The sequence below is a fragment of the Methanoculleus sp. UBA413 genome, from assembly GCF_002502935.1.
Taxonomy (GTDB): domain Archaea; phylum Halobacteriota; class Methanomicrobia; order Methanomicrobiales; family Methanoculleaceae; genus Methanoculleus; species Methanoculleus bourgensis.
Genome location: NZ_DAQR01000104.1, coordinates 1 through 3,266, shown reverse-complemented (window position 1 = coordinate 3,266; position 3,266 = coordinate 1). Strand labels below are relative to the sequence as shown.

At 57.5% G+C, this 3,266-nt stretch carries 5 protein-coding genes and 1 tRNA gene; 4 read left to right on the top strand and 2 right to left on the bottom strand.

The window, feature by feature from the left end:
- The first annotated feature begins 299 nt into the window (after window positions 1-299).
- A tRNA-Leu gene (locus BP858_RS08620) sits at window positions 300-384 on the top strand.
- Between the two features lie 249 nt (window positions 385-633).
- On the opposite strand, the gene BP858_RS08615 is transcribed toward BP858_RS08620, so the two are convergent.
- Window positions 634-1,221 carry a hypothetical protein gene (locus BP858_RS08615; protein ID WP_250317369.1) on the bottom strand — a complete coding sequence of 196 codons (588 nt, stop codon included), beginning with the start codon at window positions 1,219-1,221 and terminating at the stop codon, window positions 634-636.
- 498 nt (window positions 1,222-1,719) lie between these two features.
- Here BP858_RS08615 and BP858_RS08610 point away from each other — a divergent pair, with 498 nt between their 5' ends.
- From BP858_RS08610 to BP858_RS08600, 3 genes are all read left to right on the top strand, one after another.
- Complete coding sequence (locus tag BP858_RS08610; protein WP_250317371.1) at window positions 1,720-1,944, top strand: DUF4258 domain-containing protein; 225 nt, start codon at window positions 1,720-1,722, stop codon at window positions 1,942-1,944.
- Between the two features lie 2 nt (window positions 1,945-1,946).
- Window positions 1,947-2,192, top strand: coding sequence for a type II toxin-antitoxin system MqsA family antitoxin (locus tag BP858_RS08605; RefSeq protein WP_062264956.1), 246 nt, complete (start codon window positions 1,947-1,949; stop codon window positions 2,190-2,192).
- Between the two features lie 226 nt (window positions 2,193-2,418).
- Window positions 2,419-2,616 (top strand): hypothetical protein, encoded by a 198-nt coding sequence (locus tag BP858_RS08600; protein ID WP_250317373.1) that lies wholly within the window; start codon window positions 2,419-2,421, stop codon window positions 2,614-2,616.
- Between the two features lie 380 nt (window positions 2,617-2,996).
- Here the strand turns inward: BP858_RS08600 and BP858_RS08595 are convergent.
- Window positions 2,997-3,266: DUF86 domain-containing protein (locus BP858_RS08595; RefSeq protein ID WP_286879299.1), on the bottom strand; the 270-nt coding region annotated here is incomplete at its 5' end.

The following is a 3,266-nucleotide window of genomic DNA, read 5'->3' as shown; positions in this document are numbered from 1 at the left end:
ACCCTGCCCGGGCACGATGAACTCCCGGTGCGAACCGGTCGGGCTCTCGCCGACAAGGATCAAGACCGTTTTCCGAGGAGGTGGTGGACGATTGATCGCAGACCGACCAATAGTGCCCGAAAGCGACGTTCGTCTCCTGAATTGGACGGTATCCTCACGAGTCTCCCTACCGAACGTTCGCGCGTATGGGGCCCGCCCCCTCCCCCCCTAAAAGGAAGCCGTGCTCGGGTACGATGGCAACGTGGGAGACTGGCCGCCGGGGAACAAGTATAATTTCCCCGGCATCGACATATATGCACGCGGGGGTTGCCAAGCCAGGTCAAAGGCGCTGGATTTAGGGTCCAGTCTCGCAGGAGTTCAAGGGTTCGAATCCCTTTCCCCGCACTGCCATTTTGTGCAGACATCACACAGGCAAGCGTTGTCCCGGGATGTATGTCTGTCTCGCCTCTCTTCACGCGCGTCCATTTTGCGTCGTCTAATCGCGGACGCCCGCACTCGCTCGGCGAGGCCTCGCTTCGTGACGGCCGCTTGCATCGCCGGCTAGCGCCGGGCATGCTCGTAGATGCTGTTCTAGTGCATCGTGTCACCTTATTTTAGGAACTTTTGTCGCATGATGGGACGGGCACCATGGCCTCACACAGGAGAGCGCAAAGTTTGGTATAATCCCCTGCAACGTCCCTTCGCGTGCTTCGCAGCTTCGCATGAGGGGTAACTAGAGAGTACCGAAGTCTCACGCAGAAGTGCGCGAAGACGCGAAGAGAGACGGGAGATCTCTACATTGAAGATGACAACGAGCCCTGGTCGGTCCATCCACCTGACTTTCCAGGGCCCATAGCCTACCACATAAATAGGCAAAAACTCCAAATCGGAAACGTTCCTGATAGAAAAGAGAGGTAAAAATCCTCTCTCTTCACTCCAGCGCGGGGACCAGGTCTGCCGAAGGCGCTCGATCTTGTTCCGGATCGCGTCGTCCTGGTAGGACGAGATCCGGACGGTCTTCCGGGTGAAGGTGACGTAGTAGTCGTCGCCCGAGGGGTCGTGGCACTTGAGCTGAGCGTAGTAGCTCTCGCGGCCGAAGTCGCGGACGGCGGTGCCGCCCATCGCGGTCGCAAGGCCTGTATTTGCAAGCGCCTCAGCGGCGTTCGCCCCGAACGCGGCGATCGAGGGGGACTGGAGCGAGACGGTCCCGACCCGCTTCCCCGCACCGTTGACGAAGCTCACTCATCAAGGTGTAGTGCTCGCGGTTGCGGACAATCCCCGGCACCTCAACGCCGTCGCTGTCGGTATACGCGACGCACCCGAAGGAGTTGTCATCGATGATCATCTGGATGAGGGTGTTAAACGACGTTACGTCGGCGATGGGGACCGCCGATTTGTTCACGGTCTTCTGGACGAAGTCTGCCCTGGTTGGTTACTCCTCGCCTGCCAGGCTTCCCGGGAATATGACAGACAATAATACAATATGCACCATAGGGATATGAGCCTGACTTTATTGGGAGGGGCACAGAGGAGATCGCACAGAAAAAGCGCCGCACAATGGGTACTGGCCACGGAGGCATTCCCCATAACAGGCTACCGGTTGGAAATGTTTTAGTGTACGGGAGATAAACCGATCCACAACGGAAGGGAAGACGTGAATCACAGCAGAGATGAGATCATCGGGTTGGTAGACCGGGATTCGGTCATCATCTCGCATCATGCCCGGGTCAGGATGTATTGATGCGCAACATCTCCACTGACGATCTCCTTTCGGCAATCAGGGTTGGGGAGATCATCGAATCGTATCCTGACGACGAGCCCTGTCCCTCTCTGCTCATGCTCGGTTTTATATGTGACCATGCGTATCATGTAGTGCTTGGAATTTGTGATGATCATCTCCGGGTCATCACCGCCTACATGCCAGACGATGAACATTGGACAGATATGCGAAGAAGGAGGAGGTAGAAGTGATTCCAGAGAGATGCACGTTCTGTAAAGGGACCCTGCAGGAAGGAAAGACCGAGTTCATCGCCCGTGTCGGGGATGAGATCATCGTCATCAGGGATGTCCCGGCCTACGTCTGCGACCGGTGCGGCGAGGCATACTACAGCGCGGAGATTTCACGGAAGATCGATGCCGTGATGAAGGATGCCCACAGCGGCAGACTCTGCTGCCGGCCTCTCGCGGCAGGCGAGGTTGAACTCACCGGGTAAGGGAAGAGACCGGCGGGTCTTCCGAGGAGGTATGGTAGCTTCTGGACCGGCGGCAATGCTCCGTAGCCGGTCGTGGCAGAGCAAGGATTTTTCCGCCGGAATTTCTGTATATCGTTCTTACGGTCAGGCTTTTTAGGTTCTCCGACCTATCGTCCATCAGGAGGCGTACCAAGATGACCGAGGAGAAGACCACCCGGGAACTCGGTCTTACGAGACGAACCGGGACGTGAAGTGGATTTGCCGGGCGCTCGCGCGGATGGAGGCGCAGGACCTGGATTTTGAGGCCAGGATCCGGGCGCTGGAGCGGCTCTCGGGCGGAGAAGGTCGGCGAGGAGCGGCGGCTCTCGACGGTCAGCGCTCGCGGGCCGGCGGGGTCGTCGCCGGGGTGGTGGCAGTGTTGGTAAGGGTGCTGGGCGGGGGGTGAGGGGGTTACTTCAGCATACCGTCGCGCCGGAAGAAGGTCTTGTGCATATCAAAACCCCGATCCAGTATACACGACGGACGTTATGCATACCGGAGTATACGCAAAACCATACCCGGTGAGGTTGTGGGACACCCATGACCCACAACGGAATTTGTGGGTCACAAAACGCATTCCATGTCCCACAACAAATTTTGTACGACACATACGTGCATTCCATGTCACACAACAAATTTTGTACGACACATACGTGCATTCCATGTCACACAAGAACGGTAGTGCGACACCGGCGACGCACAACAATCGGACCCTGTCAGCGCTCGCGGGCCGGGGGTTGCGGCGGGGCAAGCCGTTTTCGGGCACCGAACCACGGCAGAAGGTGATCAGGCGGCCTCGTCATCAAGCATCTGCCTGACTGCAACCTGTAGTTCCGGGATCTTGTTTCTAATAACGTCCCACACGATCTCGTTATGGATCCCGAAGTATGCGTGAATGAGGATGTCTCGCATTCCTGCAATCTTTCTCCAGGAAATATCGGCGTGTTCGCATTTCAGCGGTTCGGGGATGAGTTTCACGGCCTCACCGATGACCATGAGGTTCCGGATCACTCCGTCCTGCACCAGGTCGTCTGCCAGGAACCCCTCGTAGTCCAT

Excerpts from the sequence above, each read along its gene's own strand:
- BP858_RS08610 (WP_250317371.1), top strand. The coding sequence starts at position 1,720 with ATGCGCAACATCTCCACTGACGATCTCCTTTCGGCAATCAGGGTTGGG.